This is a genomic window from Streptomyces sp. GQ60, from assembly GCF_059758875.1.
Genome location: NZ_JCAXEG010000022.1, coordinates 42,526 through 61,626, shown reverse-complemented (window position 1 = coordinate 61,626; position 19,101 = coordinate 42,526). Strand labels below are relative to the sequence as shown.

At 68.8% G+C, this 19,101-nt stretch carries 16 protein-coding genes and 2 pseudogenes; 11 read left to right on the top strand and 7 right to left on the bottom strand.

The features are described from left to right. Positions 1–10: 10 nt before the first annotated feature. Positions 11–343 carry a DUF3040 domain-containing protein gene (locus tag AC6CKD_RS33640; RefSeq protein WP_498332600.1) on the top strand — a complete coding sequence of 111 codons (333 nt, stop codon included), beginning with the start codon at positions 11–13 and terminating at the stop codon, positions 341–343. Between the two features lie 353 nt (positions 344–696). Here AC6CKD_RS33640 and AC6CKD_RS33635 read toward each other — a convergent pair whose 3' ends face one another. Then, positions 697–1,602 carry an NADP-dependent oxidoreductase gene (locus tag AC6CKD_RS33635; RefSeq protein ID WP_498332599.1) on the bottom strand — a complete coding sequence of 302 codons (906 nt, stop codon included), beginning with the start codon at positions 1,600–1,602 and terminating at the stop codon, positions 697–699. Between the two features lie 184 nt (positions 1,603–1,786). Here AC6CKD_RS33635 and AC6CKD_RS33630 point away from each other — a divergent pair, with 184 nt between their 5' ends. Both AC6CKD_RS33630 and AC6CKD_RS33625 read left to right on the top strand, forming a co-directional pair. Continuing rightward, on the top strand, positions 1,787–2,656 hold the full coding sequence (locus AC6CKD_RS33630; RefSeq protein WP_498332598.1) for a helix-turn-helix domain-containing protein: 870 nt from the start codon (positions 1,787–1,789) through the stop codon (positions 2,654–2,656). Positions 2,657–2,710: 54 nt separating this feature from the next. Then, positions 2,711–3,304 (top strand): annotated as a pseudogene (locus AC6CKD_RS33625) (histidine phosphatase family protein); the annotation flags it as partial. Here the strand turns inward: AC6CKD_RS33625 and AC6CKD_RS33620 are convergent. The 6 genes and pseudogenes from AC6CKD_RS33620 to AC6CKD_RS33595 form a co-directional block, all read right to left on the bottom strand. Further along, positions 3,293–3,726: pseudogene (locus tag AC6CKD_RS33620) on the bottom strand (IS5 family transposase); the annotation flags it as partial. The pseudogenes AC6CKD_RS33625 and AC6CKD_RS33620 sit on opposite strands and share 12 nt — an antisense overlap. Before the next feature lie 123 nt (positions 3,727–3,849). Next, positions 3,850–4,863 carry an ABC transporter substrate-binding protein gene (locus AC6CKD_RS33615; protein ID WP_498332597.1) on the bottom strand — a complete coding sequence of 338 codons (1,014 nt, stop codon included), beginning with the start codon at positions 4,861–4,863 and terminating at the stop codon, positions 3,850–3,852. A gap of 63 nt (positions 4,864–4,926) precedes the next feature. After that, positions 4,927–6,912: an ABC transporter permease subunit gene (locus tag AC6CKD_RS33610; RefSeq protein ID WP_498332596.1), complete on the bottom strand. Its 1,986-nt coding sequence runs from the start codon at positions 6,910–6,912 to the stop codon at positions 4,927–4,929. Further along, positions 6,909–8,033, bottom strand: coding sequence for a quaternary amine ABC transporter ATP-binding protein (locus AC6CKD_RS33605; protein WP_498332595.1), 1,125 nt, complete (start codon positions 8,031–8,033; stop codon positions 6,909–6,911). The genes AC6CKD_RS33610 and AC6CKD_RS33605 overlap by 4 nt, the downstream gene beginning before the upstream one ends. Beyond that, a complete protein-coding gene (locus AC6CKD_RS33600) occupies positions 8,033–9,571 on the bottom strand; it encodes a GMC family oxidoreductase (protein WP_498332594.1) in 1,539 nt (512 codons plus the stop codon). The genes AC6CKD_RS33605 and AC6CKD_RS33600 overlap by 1 nt, the downstream gene beginning before the upstream one ends. Before the next feature lie 85 nt (positions 9,572–9,656). Beyond that, positions 9,657–11,159 (bottom strand): aldehyde dehydrogenase family protein, encoded by a 1,503-nt coding sequence (locus AC6CKD_RS33595; protein WP_498332593.1) that lies wholly within the window; start codon positions 11,157–11,159, stop codon positions 9,657–9,659. Positions 11,160–12,495: 1,336 nt separating this feature from the next. Here AC6CKD_RS33595 and ectA point away from each other — a divergent pair. The 8 genes from ectA to ehuA all read left to right on the top strand — a co-directional run bounded on the left by ectA (position 12,496) and on the right by ehuA (position 18,857). After that, positions 12,496–13,044, top strand: a complete 549-nt coding sequence (gene ectA, locus AC6CKD_RS33590; protein ID WP_498332592.1) for a diaminobutyrate acetyltransferase — start codon at positions 12,496–12,498, stop codon at positions 13,042–13,044. Between the two features lie 65 nt (positions 13,045–13,109). Further along, complete coding sequence (ectB, locus tag AC6CKD_RS33585; RefSeq protein ID WP_498332591.1) at positions 13,110–14,378, top strand: diaminobutyrate--2-oxoglutarate transaminase; 1,269 nt, start codon at positions 13,110–13,112, stop codon at positions 14,376–14,378. A 32-nt stretch (positions 14,379–14,410) separates the two neighbouring features. After that, a complete protein-coding gene (locus tag AC6CKD_RS33580) occupies positions 14,411–14,815 on the top strand; it encodes an ectoine synthase (RefSeq protein WP_498332590.1) in 405 nt (134 codons plus the stop codon). A gap of 33 nt (positions 14,816–14,848) precedes the next feature. Next, positions 14,849–15,748: an ectoine hydroxylase gene (thpD, locus tag AC6CKD_RS33575; RefSeq protein WP_498332589.1), complete on the top strand. Its 900-nt coding sequence runs from the start codon at positions 14,849–14,851 to the stop codon at positions 15,746–15,748. 82 nt (positions 15,749–15,830) lie between these two features. Beyond that, positions 15,831–16,748 (top strand): ectoine/hydroxyectoine ABC transporter substrate-binding protein EhuB, encoded by a 918-nt coding sequence (gene ehuB / locus AC6CKD_RS33570; protein WP_498332588.1) that lies wholly within the window; start codon positions 15,831–15,833, stop codon positions 16,746–16,748. A gap of 12 nt (positions 16,749–16,760) precedes the next feature. Then, on the top strand, positions 16,761–17,438 hold the full coding sequence (gene ehuC / locus AC6CKD_RS33565) for an ectoine/hydroxyectoine ABC transporter permease subunit EhuC (RefSeq protein ID WP_498332587.1): 678 nt from the start codon (positions 16,761–16,763) through the stop codon (positions 17,436–17,438). Then, positions 17,438–18,073 carry an ectoine/hydroxyectoine ABC transporter permease subunit EhuD gene (gene ehuD, locus AC6CKD_RS33560; RefSeq protein ID WP_498332586.1) on the top strand — a complete coding sequence of 212 codons (636 nt, stop codon included), beginning with the start codon at positions 17,438–17,440 and terminating at the stop codon, positions 18,071–18,073. Before ehuC ends, ehuD begins: the two co-directional genes overlap by 1 nt. Positions 18,074–18,095: 22 nt before the next feature. Continuing rightward, positions 18,096–18,857, top strand: a complete 762-nt coding sequence (gene ehuA, locus AC6CKD_RS33555; protein WP_498332620.1) for an ectoine/hydroxyectoine ABC transporter ATP-binding protein EhuA — start codon at positions 18,096–18,098, stop codon at positions 18,855–18,857. Positions 18,858–19,101 lie beyond the last annotated feature (244 nt).

Sequence of the window (19,101 nt, the reverse complement as noted above, 5' to 3'; positions counted from 1 at the left end):
GTGGTGTGCAATGGACGAAGGACCGGCGCTCTCGCCTCACGAACGCAAAATCCTGGCGGACATCGAGCAGACACTGGACTCCGACGTCGAGTTCCAGCACACGCTGAGCTCCCAGTCCCAGCTACGCGCCATCGCGCGGCGTCGCCTCGCAGCGGGAATCGTCTGCACCCTTGCCGTGCTCTGCCTCGGCCTGCTGGTGGCCGCCGCCGCGACCTCCTCCCCCGTGGTGATCTGGTGTTTCTCCGTCGCCTGGGTGTCACTGTTCGTCACCGCGGCCCTGTGCCTGCGGGAGTGGTACCGCAAACGGAGGCGCGCGGCCGGCAAGCCTCCCGACCGGCCATAGCGGCACGCCTTCCGATGCGGCACCGCTATGTTCGGCGAATGAAAGGCGATGCGGACACTGGGAGAGGAGGAGACGACATGAGGAGGACAATGTTCGAGATCACCGGACTCGGTGGCGAAAACGTCGGCCTGACCTCCTGGTCGCGCTACGCCGTCCCCTCCTACGCGTTGGGGGTACGGATCGGCCCAAGCACCTTTGGCCACAGACGAGGTGGACGAGGTCGAGCCACCTCGGTCTCTCTCGTCCACCGCCAAGCTACGAGCGTGGTGATGTGGTGCGTTTCCGTAACCCGACCGGGAGCCGCAGATCCGCTCCTGCCCTGCTCGCCAGGCGTCGTGCGAGCGGCCGCTGCATCAGAGGGTGAGGACCAGCTTCCCGCGTACCCGCCCCTCCCGGCTCATGCGGTGCGCCTTCGCCGCTTCCTCCAAGGGGAGGACGGACTGGATCTCGACGTGCACCACACCGGAGTCGATGAGCGTGCCGATCCGGCGCAGCGCCGCGCCGTCAGGGGCGACGATGACACGCCGGGCCGCGATGCCGGGGAGGCGGTATGCCTCGTCGATGGGTTCCGGGAGGGTGATGAGGGTTCCGCCTGGCCGAAGGAGCCGCCACGACATGTGCTGCACCGGGCCGCCGATGGTATCCAGGACGATGTCGAAAGGATCGGCGGCGGACAGGTCGGCTGTCGCCCGGTCGACCGGCTCGTTGACGCCGAGCCGGCGCAGGAAGTCCAGGTTGTGGGCGGAGGCGGTGGCGGTGACGTGCGCCCCGAGCTGCCGGGCGAACTGCACGGCGAAGTGGCCGACACCGCCGGCGCCCGCATGCACCAGGACGCGCAGGCCGGTATCCGCTCCTGCCGCTTCTAGCGCCTGCCACGCGGTCAGGGCCGCGAGGGGTACAGCGGCGGCCTCCGCGTAGGACAGCCGAGCCGGCTTGGGCGCCGCCGCGGAGGAGGGCAAGACTGCCAGTTCCTGATAGGCGCCCCCGTACGGTAGCGGCAGCATCCCGTACACGGCTTCGCCCACGGCCGGGCCGCCCGGCACCGTGGTCCGCACCACCCCCGCCACGTCCCAGCCCATGCCCAGCGGAAACAGGCGATCGTTGCGCACCGCTCCTTCTCTGTGCTTCCAGTCGACTGGGTTCACCCCTGCGGCCATGACCTCAATGAGAAGCTCGCCCTCCGCCGGGGCCGGCTCCGGTCGCTGGGTGAGCTCCAGCACGCTCTCGTCGCCGTACCGCGAGAATATTACTGCGCGCATGGAAGGCGCTCCTGTCCTGTCGGTCCTGCTCGTTGGTGTCCGCCGCGTCCGTCGTATCGCGACGGGTTCCACGGTGCTGGATCGCCCGAGACGGAGCCACTACCCCCCGAGTACCAGGGAAGGAGGCGATGGGGGTACCGGCAAGGAGAGGTTCCCGGATTCCTGGCCCGGAATACTGGTGGGCATGAACTCAGCCAGCGAACTCGGTAGATTCCTCATGTCACGGCGTGCCCTGGTTACTCCGGCAGCGGCCGGAGTCCCCGCCCTCGGCCGGCGCCGGGTCACAGGGCTGCGTCGCGAGGAAGTAGCCGAACTCGCGGGCGTCAGCGCCGTCTACTACACGCGCTTGGAGCAGGGCCGCGCACACAACCCCTCGGATGCCGTGCTCGACGCGCTGGCGAGGGTGCTGCGAGTCGACGCGACCGCGCGTGCATACATGTACGACTTGGTGCACCGGGACCGCAACCGGAGCGCAGCCGCGTCCTCGGCCGATGCCGGGTCGTCGGCGGCGGACATGTCGGTTCGGCACGGGCTGCGGCGTCTCCTGGCTGCGGTGGGCGCCGTCCCTGCATACGTCCTCAGTCCGGCGATGGACGTCCTCGACGCCAACGACCTGGCTCGCGCCCTCGTGGGCGCTCCCAGCCCGGCTTGCGGTACGGGGTTCAACCTCGCCCGGCACGTCTTCCTCGACTCCGCTGCTCGGAAGCTGTACCCCCGGTGGGAGGAGATCGCCTGCCAAACCGTCGGATTCCTCCGCTTCGCGGCCGGACGCCGTCCCGCCGACGCGCAACTCGCCCGCCTCGTCGCCGAACTGTGCGCCCAGAGCGTGGAGTTCCGTTCTCTGTGGGCAACGCAGGAAGTAGGGGAGAAGTCGTACGGCGTAAAGAGGTTCCTGCATCCCGTGGTCGGCGACTTCGACCTCGATTACGAAACGCTTGCGCTCCCCGGCGACGAAGGACGCTCCCTGGTCGTCTTCACCGCCCCCGACGCACGCTCGGACGCCGCACTGCGGATACTCGGCAGCTGGACGGCGCCAACCCCGGCAGGCACCTAGCCTAGGCCGTGTCTGTTGGGTCTTGACGGTGTCCGTGACGCGTTAAGCCGTCTCATGGCGGATACCAGCCTTACGCGGAACCGGCCTGCACACGTCGGCGTCACTCCAGGAGTCCGCAAGATCTACTCCCATGGAGACTCGCGCATGACCCGCACAGCCGCCCGGTATCTGTACCTCACTCGGCACGGCGAGGCCACGTCGGACGAGAGCGAGCTGACAGAGGCTGGCCGCCGCCAGGCCGCCCTACTCGGAGAGCGGCTGCGTGGGGTCCCGCTGACGGCGATCCACCACGGGCCGCTCTCCCGTGCCGCACAGACCGCGCGACTGGTCGGTGAACAGCTCGACGGCGTCCCCCTGCAGCTCACCGCTACAGCCGGCGACTACATCCCCTATCTTCCGTCGCGCGAGGAACTGCCTTCGGAGACGGCCGATGCCATGCTGGGTTTTTTGAACCAGTTTCCAGTCGAGGATCGCGAGCAAGGCCCCGGCCTTGCGGAGGCGGCGCTAGCGGAGTTCACGGGGCGCGTCGTCGGCGACGAGCCGCGCCACGAACTTGTCGTCACACACAACTTCCTCGTCGGCTGGCTCTTCCGTGCCGCCTTCGATGCCCCGAAATGGCGCTGGATGGGCATCAACCACGCCAACGCGGCGCTGACCGTCATCCGCTATGCGCCCGGCCGTCCCCCGGCGGTCCTCCTCTTCAACGACACCGGCCATCTCCCCGCCGAACTCCGCTGGACCGGCTTCCCGCAGGAAGCCCGGTTGGCCGTGGCGTCGACGGCGACGGTCGACTCCACCCGGCCCACCGTGTCGTCGCGGACCTGCACATGCTCCAACAGCCTTGCCCACGTGCCATCCGCCTCCCAGCGGGCGAACCGCTCGTAGACGATCTGTCACGGCCCATACTGCTCCGGCAGGTCACGCCATGGAGCCCGGGTCCGCAACCGCCACAGCACACCATTGACCACCTGTCGGTGATCACGCCACGGCCGACCACGCCCGTCCACCTGCGGCAACAAGGGCTCTATTCGCTCCCACGCCGCTTCCGTCAACTCGCCTCGACCTGCCACAAGATCAATTGCCAGACAGGCCTTGGGACGCCATACATCCGCTGCGGGTGCGGCCCGACCTGGACCGGGGTATCGGGGCAGAGCAACCGATGGGCTGCCCGGCAGCGCCATCAGCGCCGGGAACTACTTCTTCGGCAGCCACGCCTTCCAAGTGGACTCGTTCCCCTTGACCCACTTCTCTGCCGCCTTCTCCGGGCTCATCTTGTCGGCGGCGACGTACTTGGCGACGAGGTTCTGCTGCTCGGTCGTCCACTTGAAGTTCTTGAGGAACCGTGCCGCAGCGCTGTCCTCCTTCGCGAAGTCGGCGTTCATCCACTTCTTCAGCGGCACATCGGGGTAGGCACAGGCGACGGTCTTCTTGTCGGCGTCGCAGCTTTCCTGGTGCGGCGGCAGCTTCACCTCGACCAGGTCCATGGTCGCGTTCATCCACTGCGGGGTCCACCAGTAGGTGAGGAAGGGCTTCTTGTTCTTGTACAGCTGCTCGAGCTGAGCCAGGTGTGTGGCCTCGGCGCCCGCCTCGATCGGCTTGTAGTTCAGGCCGAGGTTCTCGATCAGAGCGTTGTCGTGGGAGACGTAGGAGGGGTCGCCCTTGATGAACTGGCCCTTGTCACCGCTCTCGGGTGTCTTGAAGAGGTCGGCGTACTTGTTGAGGTTCTTGTGGTCGGTGATGTCCGCGTGTTCGTCGGCGACGTACTTGGGGACGAACCAGCCGATGTGGCCCGTCACGCCGAGTTGGCCGGCCGTGACGACCGTCTTGTTGCCCTCGACGTAGCGCTTCTCCTCCTGGGGGTGGCCCCAGTCCTCCAGGATCGCGTCAATCTTGCCCTGACTCATCGCGTCCCAGGCGGGGGTCTCGTCCATCTGCTTGGTCTTGACCGTGTACCCGAGCTCGTGCTCCAGCAGGTATGCCGCGACGGCGGTGTTGACCTCCGCACCGACCCATGACGGGGTGTGCAGGTTGACGGTCTTGGAGTCGCCGCCGGTGTCGGCGGCCCCGCATGCGCCGACGGTGAGCAGGGCGAGCACGCCGGCCGCAGCGATCCCGGTCCGGGTTCCGCGGGACCGGGCGCGCTGGCGGGCGTCGACGACGATGCCGTCGGTGCGGGAGTGCGTGGTGTGTGCTGTGTGTGCGGTCATGTTGGACTGCCTTTCGTACGGAGGTGAATACCGGGAGCGCGGACCGGGTGCGGCGCGCGTCGGTCAGTGCCGGGCGGAGGCGGAAGGCGATCCGGCGGCCGGCTGGGTCAGTTTGTCGAGGGCCAGGCCGAGGCAGACGATGCCCGCGCCGGCTGTCAGGCCGGTGCCCAGCTCACCCGCGGTGAGGCCCTTGACAACGTCGAAGCCGAGCGCTCCGCCGCCGACCAGGCCGCCGATGACGACGACCGCGAGGACCAGTACGACGCCCTGGTTCGCGGCGACCAGCAGGGCAGGGCGTGCGAGCGGCCACTGAACGTCGCGGATCTGCTGCCAGGTGGTGGCGCCCAGCGAGCGGGACACCTCCATGGTGGCCGGGCTCACCTGCTTGAGGCCCTGGGTGGTGACCCGCACCACCGCGGGCAGGGCGTACACGGCCGCCGCGGTGATCGCGGCGACCCGGCCGGCGTTGAAGAGCTGCACGACCGGGATGAGGTAGATGAACTGTGGCAGCGTCTGCATGGCGTCGAACACGGGGCGCAGTAGGCGCTCGACCGTCGGGACGCGGGCTGCGAGCGTGCCGATGGCGAAGCCAAGCAGCAGGGTGAGGGCGACGGCGACCAGGACCTGGGACAGCGTGTAGAGGGACTTACTCCAGATGCCCAGCACTCCGGTGCAGGAGAGGGCGAGTACGGCGGTCAGCGCGCCGCGCCAGGTGCCGACCAGCCAGGCGACCGCGCCGGCCAGGAGCAGCAGGGACCACCAGGGAAGAGTCTGCAGCCCGGTGTCCAGCGGGTTGAGTACCCAGCTGGTGAAGTTGCCGGCCCAGACCGAGGTGCCGCCGAGGACGGGGACGTCCTGGTACACCGTGCCGACGAGCCAGTCCACGGCTGTGTTCAGCGGGGCGGCGAAGTCCACGGTCAGGGCTTCGGGCCAGCCGGACGCCAGGCGAGTGCCCACCAACACGCCGGCAGCGGCCACCGCGAGGGCGAGCCCGATGGCCCAGCGGCCGACCGGGGCTCCGGAACGGGCTCCGGCCGCCGCGGTCGTCCGGTCCAGCCAGACGGCGATGAGCACGATGGCCAGTCCGGCGGTGAGGCCTTGGCCGAAGTCCCGAGTTTTCAGAGCCTGGTAGACGCTCTCCCCGAGGCCGCCGGCGCCCACGACGGAGGCGATGACAACCATCGACAGGGCCATCATGATGGTTTGGTTCAGGCCGAGGAAGAGCTGCGGCCGGGCCATGGGCAGGCGCGCCGTCCGCAGTCGCTGCCACCGGGTCGAACCCAGGGAGCGCGATGCCTCCAGGACGGCAGGGTCCGCGCCGCGCAACCCGAGGGCAGTCATCCGCACCATCGGGGGCGTCGCGTAGATCACGGTGGTGATCAGTGCCGACGGGGTGCCGATGCCGAAGATCAGGACGAGCGGGAGCAGGTAGGCGAAGGACGGCAGAACCTGCATGGTGTCCAGCACCGGGCGCAGGATCCGCTGGGCCGTGTCGGAGAGCCCGGCGGCCAGGCCGAGCAGCAGCCCGAGAGCGCAGGCGGCGACGACCGACACCAGCATCAGGGCGAGCGTCTCGCTCGCCTGCTCCCACAGCCCGAGGAGGCCGCACCCCGCCAGTGAGCCGAGGGCCACGAGGGCGGGCCCGGCTCCCTTGCGGCCCGCACCGCCCGCGTACCAGGCAAGTGCCGCGGCCACGGCCAGCACACCCACCCAGCCGGCCGACGTGAGCAGCCCGTGGACCCAGTCGACCGAGTCGGTGGCCGCGTTGGACAGGTGCAGCAGGAAGTAGAGGAAGAGGGGGTGGCTGTCGCGGTTGTCGACCACCCAGTCGGCGAAGGAATCCAGCGCGGGGACCAGGTCCACGGACAGCGCCTGCGGCCAGCCGCCGTCCGCGAGCAATGCGGCGGTGGGCAGCAGCGCGGCAATAGCCAAGAGCACCGTCGGGGCGGAGGGTCTGGACGGGCGCCTGCCGCGTCGGGGGGCGGGCGCCTCGCCGCGGGCCCGGGGGCGGTCGCTGCCGACGGGCGGGCAGGATGTGGTGGTGGTCATGCGGTCATCACGTCCGTAGCCGGATCCGCGTCGGCGTCCGGACCCACGTCCGCGTTCCCTGCCGGGCCGGTGTAAGGGCCGGCCTCGGCCGGATCCAGTCCGGCCACCACGGCGAGCAGCCGCGCGTGGTCCACGACACCGAGCGTCCTGCCGTCTTCCACGACCCGGGCCGGTACGCCGTCCCGGGCGACGGCGGCGATGCCCTCGGCGACCGTGGCGTGCGGGGCGAGCACCGCGCCTTGCTGGGCCTCGTCGCCGACGGCCGGGCGCATCGCCCGGGACACCGGGACGATCTGCTCGCGGGGCACGTCGCGTACGAAATCCCGGACGTAGTCGTCGGCCGGCCGGGTGACAATCTCCTCCGGTGTGCCGAGCTGCACGATGGCGCCGTCGCGCATGAGCGCGATCCGGTCACCCAGCTTGAGCGCCTCCGCGAGGTCGTGGGTGATGAACACCATGGTCCGTCCCTCCTCCCGGTGCAGCCGGGCCACTTCCTCCTGCATGTCGCGGCGGATCAGCGGGTCGAGGGCGCTGAACGGCTCGTCGAACAGCAGGACTTCGGGATCAGTCACGAGCGCGCGGGCCAGGCCCACCCGCTGCTGCTGGCCACCGGACAGCTGGTCGGGGCGGCGGTTCTCCAGCCCGTCGAGGCCGACCTTCGCAACGACCTCGCGGGCCCGTGCCCTGCGCTCGGTCTTCGCCACGCCCTGGATTTCCAGCCCGTACGCGACGTTGTCCAGGACGGTGCGGTGCGGGAGCAGTCCGAAGTGCTGGAAGACCATCGCGGCACGGTGCCTGCGCAGCTCGCGCAGCCGGGTCTGGTCCATGGCCAGGACGTCCTCGCCGTCCATGGCGAGTTCACCGGAGGTGGGCTCGATCAGTCGGGTCAGGCAGCGCACCAGTGTGGACTTGCCGGAGCCGGACAGGCCCATGACGACGAAGACCTCGCCCCGGCGGACGTCGAATGAGACGTCCCGGACGGCCGCCGTGCAGCCGGTCCGCTCACGAAGCTCCGTCGCGGACAGTGTGGCGTGCCGGGGGTCGCCGGGCACGCGTTCGGCCTTCGGTCCGAAAACCTTCCACAGGTTGCGTACCGAGAAGACGGGATCGTGACCGTCCATCAGACGGCCTCCTTCCGGGCGGCGTCTGGTACAAGCAGGTCGGCGCACTTCTCCCCCACCATCAGGACGGCGATCATCGGGTTCACGGTGGGGATGGTCGGGAAGACGGAGGCGTCGGCGATCCGGATGCCCTCCAGGCCCCTGACGGTCAGGTCGGGGGCGACCACGGCCAGGCCGTCGTCCTCGGCGCCGATCCGGCAGGTGCCGGCCGGGTGGTACACGGTGTGCGCGACCTTACGGGCGTACTCGCTGAGCTCCGCGTCCCCGGTGACCTCGGGGCCGGGGCAGACCTCGCGGCCGAGCCACGATGCGAGCGGCTCGGTCGCCGCGATCTTCCGCGCGATCCGGATCCCGTCGACCAGGGTTCGGGCGTCGTAGTCGTGGTCGTCGGTGAAGTAGCGGAAGTCCAGGGCCGGCTTGACTTCGGGGTCGGCGCTGGTCAGGTAGAGCCGGCCGCGGCTGCGGGGCTTGGGGATGTTCGGTGTCATCGACACGCCGTGTGCGGGCCGTTCGTAGCCCAGCCGCTCCGGGTTGTCGGTGAACGGGATCTGGTAGAAGTGGAACATCAGGTCGGGCCCGGCCGAGCTCGGGTCGCGGCGCACGAACAGTCCGGCGTCGCTGTCCATCGCGGAGTTCTCGGGAATCGGGCCATGGGTCTCCCAGACGATCACCGACTCCGGGTGGTCGAGCAGGTTCTCGCCGACTCCCGGCAGGTCATGACGGACCTCGATGCCCAGCGCCGCCAGGTCAGCGCGCGGGCCGATGCCGGAGTGCATGAGCAGCCGCGGAGTGTCCACCGCACCTGCGCAAACGACTACTTCGCGCGATGCCTGGACGAGTATCTCCTCGCCGTCCTTGGTCCGCGCCCGCACGCCGGTGGCGCGGACGCCCTCGAACTCCAGCCGGGAGGCCCAGGTCTCCAGCAGCAAGTGGAGACCCGGCCGGTCCAGGTAGGGGTGCAGATAGGCGACCGAGGCGGAGGACCGCTTGTTGTCCTCGGGGTGGTATGCCAGGTCGAAGAAGCCGGCACCCTCGTGGAAGGGCTGCCGGTTGAAGCCCTCGACCACCGGCACGCCCAGCGCGTCCTGTGCGGCGTCGACGAAGTCGCGGGCGATGGCGTTGCGGTCTTTCTCGGCGACCGGGACGATGTTGTTGCGGAGCTTCCCGAAGTACGGCTCCATCGCGGGGGCGTCCCAGCCGGTGGCTCCGAGGGCGGCCCACTCGTTCCAGTCGGACGGCAGCGGCTTGAACGCGATGAGGGTGTTGTGCGAGGAGCAGCCGCCGAGGACGCGGGCGCGGCTGTGCCTGATGTGGGAGTTGCCGCGGGGCTGTTCGGTCGTCGGGTAGTCGTAGTCCAGGTCGCCGCCGAGCAGGCCCATCCAGCGTCGCAAGGTGAGTACGTCGGGGCGGTCGACGTCGGAGGGGCCGCCCTCTATGACGGCGACGGTGATATCCGGGTCCTCGGTGAGTCGGGAGGCGATCACCGAACCGGCGGTGCCGCCGCCGACGATGACGTAGTCGTAGATGTGGTCGGACATGATGCGTCACTCCAAGAGGGGCGGGGGCTTCTGGCGCTGTCAGGCTTCGGCGGCGCAGGCGGGCGCAGCCGGGGCCATCCGGGAGTCAGCCGGTGAACCACCGGACGGGACGGGGCGCCAGGTTCTGGTAGATGTGCTTGGCCTCGCGGTACTCGGCGAGCCCGGAGGGACCGAGCTCGCGTCCGATGCCGGACTTGCCGAAGCCGCCCCACTCGGCCTGCGGCAGGTAGGGGTGGAAGTCGTTGATCCACACGGTGCCGTGGCGCAGCCGGCCGGCCACCCGACGGGCCCGTGCCGCGTCGGCCGTCCAGACGGCGCCCGCGAGCCCGTACTCGGTGTCGTTGGCGAGAGCCACCGCCTCATCCTCGGTCCGGAAGGTCTCCACCGTCAGAACAGGGCCGAAAACCTCCTCGCGGACCACCCGCATCCGGCGGTGACAGCGGTCGAGGACCGTCGGCTCGTAGAACCAGCCGCCGGCCGGCCGGGTCTCGGACGGCTCGGGGCGGGCTCCCCCGCTGCGGAGTACTGCTCCCTCGGCGAGCGCGGAGGCGACGTACTCCTCAGTGCGCTCCAACTGACCCAGTGAGACCAAAGGCCCGCACTCGACGCCCTTCTCGGTACCACGGCCCAGCCGGATCCGGGCGGCCCGGCGGCTCAGCTCGGCCACGAAACGCGCCCGCAGCGACTCCTCGACGATCAGCCGGGAACCGGCCGAACAGACCTGGCCGCTGTGCATGAACGCGGCGTTCAGGGCCTGGTCGACCGCGGTGTCGAAGCCGACCGCGGTGTCGCAGGCATCGGCGAAGACCACGTTCGGGTTCTTGCCGCCGAGCTCCAGGGTCACCTTCTTGACACCGGGCGCCGCCGCCTGCGCCACCTTCACGCCGCTGGCCAGGCCGCCGGTGAAAGACACCAGGTCGACGTCAGGGTGCTCTGCAAGGCGGGCGCCGACCGTGTGGCCGGGGCCGGTCACGAGGTTCGCGACTCCGTTGGGCAGGCCGGCCTCGGCCAGCAGGGCGATCAGCGCCACCGTGCTGAGCGGGGTGATCTCGCTCGGCTTGACCACGAAGGAGTTCCCGGCCGCCAGGGCCGGCGCGATCTTCCAACTCGCCTGGAGCAGGGGATAGTTCCAGGGCGTGATCAGCGCACAGACCCCCACCGGCTCGTGGACTACGACGCTGTGCACGGTGTCGCTGCCCGCGTCCACGACACGTCCCGCACCTTCCGCCAGAACCAGATCGGCGAAGTAGCGGAAGGCGTCGGCCACGCAGTCGACGTCGACGCGTCCCTCCTCGAGGGTCTTGCCGGCGTCGCGGCTCTCCAGCAGCGCGAGTTCCTCGCGGTCGCGCACCAGCAGGTCGGCGACCCGGCGCAGCAGCGCAGCCCGATCGGCCACCGGAACACCCGGCCAGACACCGGAGTCGAAGGCAGCGCGCGCCGAGGCTACGGCGGCGTCGGCGTCCGCCGCGCCCCCCTCGGCCACCACTGCGAAGGGCTGCCCGTCCGCCGGGTCAAGGATGTCGCGGGTTTCACCGCTCAGAGCATCGCGCCAGGTCCCATCCGCGTGAATGGTCTTTCGTATCAACAAGATTCAAGTGACTTTCTTCTGAAGGGCTGGCGTCGGCTCCGCGGCCTCACGCAATGCCCACGCCGAGACGGAGTAGCAGGGCATGACAGGTCCGTGTGGCCGGGGCGCGTCCAGCGCATCGCCGGGAAGGGCGATCGGACGGGAACGCGGGACGGACCGGCGCGACACGGCAACGGGCGGCAGGAAGCGCGACGGCGGAACCCGACCCGGGCCGCCCGTCGGCGGTCGGCCGGAGTGCGGGCAGTGGTCATACGGGCCGAAGTTACCCATCAGGATGCAAAAACGCATGGGCCGAAACGCTTGCACCAGCTAGTTGCAAGTGATAACCACCAGGAGGCCTTTACATCCTCAAAAGTGGCGAGCCGCACAGGAATTACGGACAAAGCGCCGCGAACCATTGCGATCACGCGAATAGTAACAAGGCGATAACATCTTTGCAGCATGCCAAAGTTACGGCCGACCGTTATGACATCGTCCGCAAGTTCCAGGTTTGACCACTCGGTGGGTGGTTCAGATGCCGTGTCACCACAGGTGCTCCACAGCTCGAAACTCTCGCGAAGAGGCGTGCAGGGGGAACTCGGACCGGAAGCCCTCGGCCGGCGCAGCTGAGCAGGATCGCCGAGAAGATCGGCCCAACGCTGCTTGGGAGGGGATTCCTCACCCTCCATGACTGATCGGGGATTTCCAGCTCACGCTGCCAGGCCAGGCAGCGCCTGGTCTGGTCTTCCACGATCAGCACAAGCCGGGTTGAGACCAGCCCGGACCAGCATCACGCGTGCGGAGTTCTTTGCCCCTGACACAACGCGCACCGGGCATCCCACCTAGTGTCACGGAACGTTACTACGGAGAAGCGGATGGGGTAGGGGTAGGGGTAGCCAATAGCTCGGCAACCGCCCCCGTCACTTCAAGGCGCCCACCGCCACACAGCCGGAGGCTCCGCCCGGTGGTCGCCAATCACGCATGGCCTGGGTGGGCTCTTCCCGCTGGTCCAGCCGGGCCATAGGTCCGGGCCCGCCCCGGGGACCACACCTCATCACCATTGTCGGAAGCCACGGTCGCCGATGGCGCCCCGCTATCCAGGCAGTCTCTCCTCAAACCTTCGAGTAGCCGACAATGCCATAACGTTCAAGACTCAAACTTAGCATGAAGCAAATGTGTTGCAGTTTCGTTACCTTGAAAGCATATGGGGCAGAATGACCTGTTTTTCATCAGTCTGCCTCACCGAACAGCTACGCAGATCACCCTCTTCGAGGCGAATCAAATACCACACAGTCAAGCTTCAGGTAACCCATCGACCCCATGCAATTTCATTTTTTGCTGGGTAACTTCGGCCCGCATGACCACCGCTCGTGCAGAACCGGCCCACTACCGAGACAACGCCTGCGCCCTTCCCCCGGGATTTCACCTCGATCGGCCGACCGTCAGTGACGGAGCCACCCTCTGGCGAATCGCCCGCGACTCCAAGGCCCTCGACCTCAACTCGCCGTACAGCTACCTGCTGTGGTGCCGCGACTTCGCCGACACCTCCGCGGTGGCCCGGGACGCCTCCGGGCAGCCGGTCGGCTTCGTGAGCGGCTACCTGCGCCCCGAGGCGCCGCGGACACTGCTGATCTGGCAGATCGCCGTCGACGAGTCCCTGAGGGGGCTGGGTGTCGCCGGCGCGCTTCTCGACGCACTTTCCCGGCGGGTTGCCGAAGAGCGCGGCCTGCGATGCCTGGAGGCGACCGTAACGCCCGGCAACGCGGCCTCGGAGCGGCTGTTCACTTCCTACGCCGAGCGGCACGGCGGGCAGGTACGGCGCGAAGTCCTCTTCGGAAGCGGCCAGTTCCCCGGCGAAGGTCACGAGGAAGAGGTCTTGTACCGCATCGGTCCGCTGTCCTTCTGAACCCCAGCCGGTCTGGGCCTGCCCGCCTGCGGCTGCACCGCAACACACCTGCACTGGAGCATACGTTGACCATCACCGCCCCGGCCCCGACCGTCTTCGAGACCGTGGAGTCAGAGGTACGCAGCTACTGTCGCGCCTGGCCGGTCGTCTTCGAGCGGGCCAGCGGCAGTCGGCTCTACGACGAGCAGGGCCGCTCCTACCTCGACTTCTTCGCCGGCGCCGGATCCCTCAACTACGGCCACAACAACCCAGTGCTCAAGAGCGCCCTCCTCGAGTACATCGAGCGGGACGGCATCACTCACGCACTGGACATGTCGACCACCGCGAAACGGGCGTTCCTGGAGACCTTCCAGTCGGCCGTCCTCCAGCCGCGCGGCCTTCCCTACAAGGTGATGTTCCCCGGCCCGACCGGAACGAACGCCGTCGAGGCGGCCCTGAAGCTGGCGCGCAAGGTCAAGGGGCGTGAATCGGTCGTCTCCTTCACCAACGCCTTCCACGGCATGTCGCTCGGCTCTCTCGCCGTGACCGGCAACGCCTTCAAACGGGCCGGCGCCGGCATCCCGCTCGTGCACGCCACTCCGATGCCCTTCGACAACTACCTCGGCGGCCGGGTCCCTGACTTCCTCTGGTTCGAACGGCTGCTGGAGGACCAGGGCTCGGGGCTGAACCACCCCGCCGCCGTCATCGTCGAGACGATCCAGGGCGAGGGCGGTGTCAACGTGGCCCGCGCCGAGTGGCTGCGGGGCCTGGCGAACCTCTGCCGTCGGCGCGACATGCTGCTCATCGTCGACGACGTGCAGATGGGCTGTGGCCGGACGGGGGACTTCTTCTCCTTCGAGGAGGCGGGCATCGTCCCGGACATCGTCACCGTGTCCAAGTCCATCAGCGGATACGGGCTGCCCATGGCCCTCTGCCTGTTCAAGCCGGAACTGGACCTGTGGGAGCCCGGTGAGCACAACGGGACCTTCCGGGGGAACAACCCCGCCTTCGTGACCGCGACGGCCGCCCTGCAGGCGTACTGGGGCGACGGCGCCCTGCGCCAGCAAACTCTGGTGCACGGCGGACGCGTTGAGAGCGCCCTGCGCCGCCTCTGCGCCGACCACGAGCGCAGCGGCGCGAGCTACCGGGGCCGCGGACTGGTGTGGGGGATCGAATTCACCGACAAGCAGCGGGCCGAGGCCGTCTGCCGCAAGGCCTTCGAACACGGCCTGCTCGTCGAGACCTCCGGCCCCGAGGGGGAAGTAGTCAAGCTGCTCCCGCCCCTCACCCTCACCGGCGACGAATTGGACGAGGGACTCGACATCCTGGCCCGCTCCGTCCACGAGACCGCCTGAACGCCACCCACGCCCAAGAGAGGCACCACACCATGATCGTCCGCTCGTTCAGGGACATCGAGGGAACCGAACGCCACGTCAAGGCGGCGTCGGGCACCTGGGAGAGCAAGCGCATCATCCTCGCCCGCGAACGCGTCGGGTTCTCCCTCCACGAGACCGTGCTCTACGCCGGAACCGAAACATCGATGTGGTACGCGAACCACGTCGAGGCCGTCGTCTGCACCGAGGGCAAGGCCGAACTCACCGACGAGGAGACAGGCGAGGTCTACACCATCACACCCGGAACCATGTACCTGCTCGACGGACACGAGCGGCACACCCTGCGCGTCAAGAGCGACTTCCGCTGCCTGTGCGTCTTCAACCCACCGGTCACCGGCCGCGAAGACCACGACCAGAACGGCACATACCCGCTGCTCACCGAGCCGGACCAGGGCTGACCGGCCCAAGGAAGAGGAGAGGCAGACACCACCATGACCACGTTCCCCACCCTCACCACCGACCTGTACCCCACCAGGGGCGCCGAAGAGGTGCTCATCGGCCGCAAGGACCCCGTCGTCTGGTCGGAGCCGGGCACCGTGGGCCCCTTCTGGGCACACGAACTGGAAAGCTACGAGCGCCACGGATTCCTCCCGGTGGACCAGCTGATCACTCCGGAGGAGGTCGACAGCTACAAGGCCGAGATGGACCGGCTCATCGCCGACCCCCGGACGCGTGAGGACGAGCGCTCGATCATCGAGCCAAAGTCGCAGGAGGTCCGGTCCGTCTTCGAGGTCCACCGGCTCAGCGAGGTGTTCGCTCGACTGGCCGCCGACCCGCGCGTGGTGGGCCGGGCCCGCCAGATCCTGGGTTCCGACGTGTACGTGCACCAGTCCCGCATCAACGTCAAGCCCGGGTTCGGCGCGAGCGGCTTCTACTGGCACTCCGACTTCGAGACCTGGCACGCCGAGGACGGCCTGCCACAAATGAGGACCGTCTCCGTGTCGATCGCGCTGACGCCCAACTACGCAACCAACGGCGGCCTGATGATCATGCCGGGGTCGCACCGGACCTTCCTGGGCTGCGCCGGAGCGACCCCGAAGGACAACTACAAGAAGTCGCTCCAGATGCAGGATGCCGGGACGCCCTCCGACGACGCCCTGACCAAGTTCGCCTCGGCGTGCGGCATCAAGCTCTTCACCGGCAAGGCCGGCTCCGCGACCTGGTTCGACTGCAACGCGATGCACGGCTCGGGGGACAACATCACGCCGTACCCGCGCAGCAACGTATTCCTCGTCTTCAACAGCGTGCACAACCAGCCGGAGGCACCCTTCGCCGCTCCCGTGCGCCGCCCGTCCTTCATCGCGTCCCAAGACTTCACGCCGGTGCGCTGACACCCGTGGCCGCCTCGCCCGCGCCCGTCCCGCCACGTTGACCATCCACACGCCGCCCCTGTGCACTGCCGGAAGGAACGACATGCCCTCCCCCCGACCCCTCTCCCGACGAGGGTTCCTCTCCCGTACCGGCCTGCTGGGCGGCCTGGCCCTGGCGCCGGGGCTGGTCACGGCGTGTTCTCGTACCGAGGCCGGCACGGGCGCCCCCCAGGACGAGGGCAACCTTCTGGCGAAGCTCCGCAAGCAGGGATTCGTACGGGTGGGATTCGCGGGCGAGGCGCCGTACGGTTTCAAGGACGGCAACGAGCTCGCCGGGGAGGCACCGACGCTGCACCGCGAGATCTTCTCGGCGCTGGGCGTGGCCGAGATGCGCCCTACCCTGACCGACTTCGGCGCACTGATCCCGGGGCTGCTCGCCGACCGGTTCGACGTCGTCAGCGCGGGCATGGCGATCACCCCCGAACGCTGCGCGAAAGTGATCTTCTCGGAGCCGGAGTTCGTCTCGCCCACCGCCCTGATGGTGCCCAAGGGGAACCCCAGAGGATTGAGCGACCTGAAGTCCTGCGCCGGAGCCGGCGTGACGGTCGGCGTGCTGACCGCCGCGGTCGAAGCGGCGTACGCGAAGGGGGCAGGGGTCGCGAAGCCCGCCATCAAGTCCCTGGCCAAACAGCAGGACGGGCTGGACGCGCTGGTGGCGGGGCGCATCGATGCGTTCGTCCTGACGGGGATCTCCCTGCGCTGGCTGGCCAGGACGAATGCCGGGGCGGCCGTGGAGGTCCTCGAACCCTTCGTCCCGGAGGTGGACGGCCGCAAGCAGTACAGCCCTGGCGGAGCCGTCTTCCGCCCCCGGGCAACCGGACTCCGGGACGCCTTCAACACGGAACTCGCCAAGATCACCGGTGATCCGGACCGGTACGTCGCGCTGATCGGCGCGTACGGGTTCACGACGCGGGAGATCCCACCCGCCACCCTGCGTACCGCCGATCTGTGCAAGGTCTGACGGTGAATTCGGATGGCTGACTTCGTCACCGAGTTCACCCGCTCGCTCCCCAGCATCGCCGAAGGCGTACGGGTCACGGTCCAGGCGACCGTGCTCAGCGCCGCGGTGGCGCTGGTGGTGGCCTTCGTCTTCGGCTTCCTGGCGCGCTCACCGCGCCTGCTCGTACGCGGACCCACCCGGATCACCGTCGAGTTCTTCCGGGGCACATCCCTGTACGTGCAGCTCTTCTGGCTGTTCTTCGCCCTTCCGGTGCTGGGCTTCCGGCTGGATCCGATGGCCTGCGCCGTCGTGGCCTTCGGTCTCAATTTCGGCGCTTACGGCTCCGAGGTCGTGCGCGGTGCCCTGAACGCGGTCCCCCGTGCCCAGTGGGAGGCGGCTGTCGCTCTGGGAATGAGCCCGTGGCAGCGCATGCGGCGGGTGATCCTGCCGCAGGCCTGGGTCCAGATGATCCCGCCGTTCGGCAACCTCCTCATCCAGATGCTGAAGGCCACGCCCCTCCTGTCCCTGATCACCATCGCCGACCTGACTTTCGAGATGGACCAGCTGCGGTCGCTGACCGGGAACACGGCCCAGGCCTACCTCGCCATCCTCGTCATCTACTACGCCCTCGCCGCCGTCCTGAACGCCCTCATGAAGGCAGTGGAGTCGGCTGCGAAGTCCCGCCTGGGACAGGGAACCGGGGGTGCCTGATGTGGTCCTGGGAGACGGCCCGCGAGGGCCTGCCCGTGGTCCTGAGCGGGTTCAGAACCACCCTGTACGCCACCGTGCTGGGCTCGGCCGTGGCGATATCGCTCGGGCTGGTGCTCGCCGTGATCCAGCGCACCTCGACCCGCTGGATCACCCTGCCCCTGCGCTTGGCCGCCGACTTCATACGCTCCACACCCGTGATGATCCAGCTCTTCGCCGCTTGGGTGCTCGTCCCCGGCCTGAACGCGTTGACACTGGGCATCGTGGTACTGGGCGTGCACTACGCGACGTACACCAGCGAGGTGTACCGGGCGGGGATCGACGCGGTTCCGAAGGGTCAGTGGGAAGCGGCGGTCGCGCTGTCGCTGCCCAGGCGCCGGGTGTGGCGGGCCGTGGTGCTGCCCCAGGCGGTCCGCAACGTGATTCCGGCTCTCGGCAACTACGTGATCTCGATGTTCAAGGAGACGCCGTTCCTCTCGGTGATCGCGGTCCAGGAGATGGTCCACCGGGCGAACGAGTTCGGCAGCGTCCACTTCGCCTACCTCGAGGCGTTCACCCTCGCCGCGCTCGTCTTCCTGCTGGCGAGTTACCCCACATCCGTACTGATGCGACGTCTGGAGAACCGCCTTGCCCGCTGATACCGGGGCCGATCGCCCGGAGATGGTCCGCTTCGAGGGGGTCGTGAAACGCTTCGGCGACCACACCGTGCTCGACGGGCTCGACCTGAGCGTGGGCCGGAGCGAGCGCGTGACCCTGATCGGGCCGAGCGGCTCGGGCAAAACCACCGTCCTGCGGCTGCTGATGACCCTGGAACGGGTCACCGAGGGAGTCATCCACGTGGACGGGCGGCCGTACTCCCACATGCCTGCCGGCCGGGCCGGCTCCTTGGCCCCGGCCGACGAGAAGTACCTGTCCGCGCCCCGGAGGCGGATCGGCATGGTCTTCCAGCAGTTCAACCTGTTTCCGCACATGAAGGTTCTGGAGAACGTGACCGAGGCCCCGGTCCACGTCCTGGGCCTGAGCCGGGAGGAGGCGGCCGAGCGAGGCCGGGCGCTGCTCGACCTGGTGGGCCTGGAGGACAAGCACGACGCCCACCCGACGCGGTTGTCCGGGGGGCAGCAACAGCGGGTGGCCATCGCCCGCGCCCTGGCGATGCGGCCGGACGTCCTGCTGCTCGACGAGGTGACCTCCGCACTCGACCCGGAGCTGGTGGCGGGGGTGCTGGACGTCCTGCGCGACGTCGCCGCCTCCACCGACGTCACCCTGCTGTGCGTGACCCACGAGATGGGGTTCGCCCGGGACATCTCGGACCGGGTCGTCATGTTCGACCACGGCAGGGTCCTGGAGTCCGGCCCCCCGGAGCAGCTGTTCGAGGCGCCGCAGCACGAACGCACCCGGGCATTTCTCCGGGCGGTGCGCTGAGCGTGGGCAGTATGCCCGTTATCGCCGACGCCTCGGAGCAGGTTCCCGCCAGGGCCGCTCTCCCACGCCGGGGACCGCTGGCATCCACGACGTCTACTGGCAGGACTCGCAAACCTCACCTTCCGACCGTATGACGAACACGGGATCCCTGTTGGGCAGCTCCACAACCGCCGCGTTCCTGGGTGCCGCCATCATCGTGGGGGCACTCGCGATCAGGACGGCCATCGCCGACTTCAAAGCACCA

What these genes read in the sequence shown, in the direction of transcription:
- AC6CKD_RS33640 (WP_498332600.1), top strand. Translation starts at nt 11, where the DNA reads ATGGACGAAGGACCGGCGCTCTCGCCTCACGAACGCAAAATCCTGGCG.
- AC6CKD_RS33635 (WP_498332599.1), bottom strand. Translation starts at nt 1,602, where the DNA reads ATGCGCGCAGTAATATTCTCGCGGTACGGCGACGAGAGCGTGCTGGAG.
- AC6CKD_RS33630 (WP_498332598.1), top strand. Translation starts at nt 1,787, where the DNA reads ATGAACTCAGCCAGCGAACTCGGTAGATTCCTCATGTCACGGCGTGCC.
- AC6CKD_RS33615 (WP_498332597.1), bottom strand. Translation starts at nt 4,863, where the DNA reads ATGACCGCACACACAGCACACACCACGCACTCCCGCACCGACGGCATC.
- AC6CKD_RS33610 (WP_498332596.1), bottom strand. Translation starts at nt 6,912, where the DNA reads ATGACCACCACCACATCCTGCCCGCCCGTCGGCAGCGACCGCCCCCGG.
- AC6CKD_RS33605 (WP_498332595.1), bottom strand. Translation starts at nt 8,033, where the DNA reads ATGGACGGTCACGATCCCGTCTTCTCGGTACGCAACCTGTGGAAGGTT.
- AC6CKD_RS33600 (WP_498332594.1), bottom strand. Translation starts at nt 9,571, where the DNA reads ATGTCCGACCACATCTACGACTACGTCATCGTCGGCGGCGGCACCGCC.
- ectA (WP_498332592.1), top strand. Translation starts at nt 12,496, where the DNA reads ATGACCACCGCTCGTGCAGAACCGGCCCACTACCGAGACAACGCCTGC.
- AC6CKD_RS33580 (WP_498332590.1), top strand. Translation starts at nt 14,411, where the DNA reads ATGATCGTCCGCTCGTTCAGGGACATCGAGGGAACCGAACGCCACGTC.
- thpD (WP_498332589.1), top strand. Translation starts at nt 14,849, where the DNA reads ATGACCACGTTCCCCACCCTCACCACCGACCTGTACCCCACCAGGGGC.
- ehuB (WP_498332588.1), top strand. Translation starts at nt 15,831, where the DNA reads ATGCCCTCCCCCCGACCCCTCTCCCGACGAGGGTTCCTCTCCCGTACC.
- ehuC (WP_498332587.1), top strand. Translation starts at nt 16,761, where the DNA reads ATGGCTGACTTCGTCACCGAGTTCACCCGCTCGCTCCCCAGCATCGCC.
- ehuD (WP_498332586.1), top strand. Translation starts at nt 17,438, where the DNA reads ATGTGGTCCTGGGAGACGGCCCGCGAGGGCCTGCCCGTGGTCCTGAGC.
- ehuA (WP_498332620.1), top strand. Translation starts at nt 18,096, where the DNA reads ATGGTCCGCTTCGAGGGGGTCGTGAAACGCTTCGGCGACCACACCGTG.